The organism is Vibrio sp. M260118 (genome assembly GCF_036533755.1).
Classification (GTDB): Bacteria; Pseudomonadota; Gammaproteobacteria; order Enterobacterales; family Vibrionaceae; genus Vibrio.
On the sequence record NZ_JATABG010000583.1, the window covers coordinates 1 to 1,336 of the forward strand.

A 1,336-nucleotide genomic window follows, 5' to 3' on the forward strand; every position below is an offset into this window, starting at 1 on the left:
GGGTCTCGGTCATTTCAGAAGAAAACTCATCACAATTGCGCTCGTATATTTGGGTTACCGCATCTGATTTAGAGTAGCCGAGTGCTTGTGCAAGTTCTGTAGCAGTCAACCAGAGCTTTTGTTGGTATTCGATAACGTCGAAGTGAGTGTTTTGGAAAGTAAGTGCTGTTGAAGTCATAGTGAACTCCTAGAGAGATTGTTTAAATCACCACTCGAAGTTCCTACTCAACGGGTGGTGAGCTGAACGGGGGTAGGAATACCGCTCTCTAGGACACGGCCAGCCGAAGCTGCCCCGCCCAGCCCACCATAATGCTTACCATACCAGTCTGTTGACCAGACCAATATGTTTAGATGTGCTAAGGCCATACACATAAAAAAACCAGCAAAACGCTGGCACTTATGCGCCTAGAGAGAAATAAAGCGGGTTCCTACGCCCGGCACTGGATTTTGCCAGTGCATTAGTAGGTTAGCCGATGTGATCTATAATAGTCAATGAGGTACAAGGATATTGATGAACATTGATGGATATTGATTAAATTCTTACACACTAATCATTGCTGCAATGATTAAGGTCTAGTAGGATTGCGGTAAATAAAATATTTACTTAACCAACCAGCGCAATGAAACCACTCTGTTTTGTTGTGCTTTTTGTGTAGTCAGTTTTGGAGTACCGAATGGGTGTTTTTCATCTAACAATCGAACAACTTGAAGATAGAGAAGCTGTAGAGCAGTTGATCAATCAGTCTGGTGTTGATGCGTATGAAATTAGTAAGACATCGTGTCTACTCGCCGATAATGATGTGACTTCCGCGCAAGAAATGGCTACTAAAGTTGGCTTAATAAAGGACAACGACGCCACTATATCCTTCTTTTTATCTGCAGCTGATAAGTTTTATGGTTACCAAAGCAATGAGCTGTGGGAGTGGATTCAAAAATACCAAGGAGGAAAGTGATGTCACACAACTCTTCCTACGGTTTTAATGGCAACAATCCGAATCGACCTGTTCCTGGCTCAAGCCCGAGCGATAGGATTGAATGGCTGCAGCACTCAATTAATGAAGTCAGCAATAATACTACTCACGCATGCACCAGCATAGATATGATGAAGGCAGACATAGAAAGAATGCGTCCAGACATAGATAGCATATCAACAGTAAGAATAAAGCTAAACATAGTGATTGCCGTAGCCATTGCTGTGCTTAATGTTGCTGGGTGGTTTGCCGTTGAAGTTCTCAATATGAAATCAAATGTTGCTGTAAATAATACAAAACTCGCTGCAATCGAGAAGTCTCTAAATGACAACCAAGAGCAAAACAAAGAAATTAGCCAAAAGCTA

General features: G+C 42.1%; 2 protein-coding genes. Both read left to right on the forward strand.

The window, feature by feature from the left end; translation table 11 throughout:
* The first annotated feature begins 674 nt into the window (after positions 1-674).
* Entirely contained in the window at positions 675-953 is a 279-nt protein-coding gene (locus QTO00_RS19765) for a hypothetical protein (RefSeq protein ID WP_331426266.1), read from the forward strand.
* Positions 953-1,336: hypothetical protein (locus QTO00_RS19770; RefSeq protein WP_331426267.1), on the forward strand; the 384-nt coding region annotated here is incomplete at its 3' end. The genes QTO00_RS19765 and QTO00_RS19770, both read left to right, overlap by 1 nt.

Bases quoted from the DNA above. Each gene is read 5' to 3' on its own strand.
- QTO00_RS19765 (WP_331426266.1), top strand. From the start codon at position 675: ATGGGTGTTTTTCATCTAACAATCGAACAACTTGAAGATAGAGAAGCT.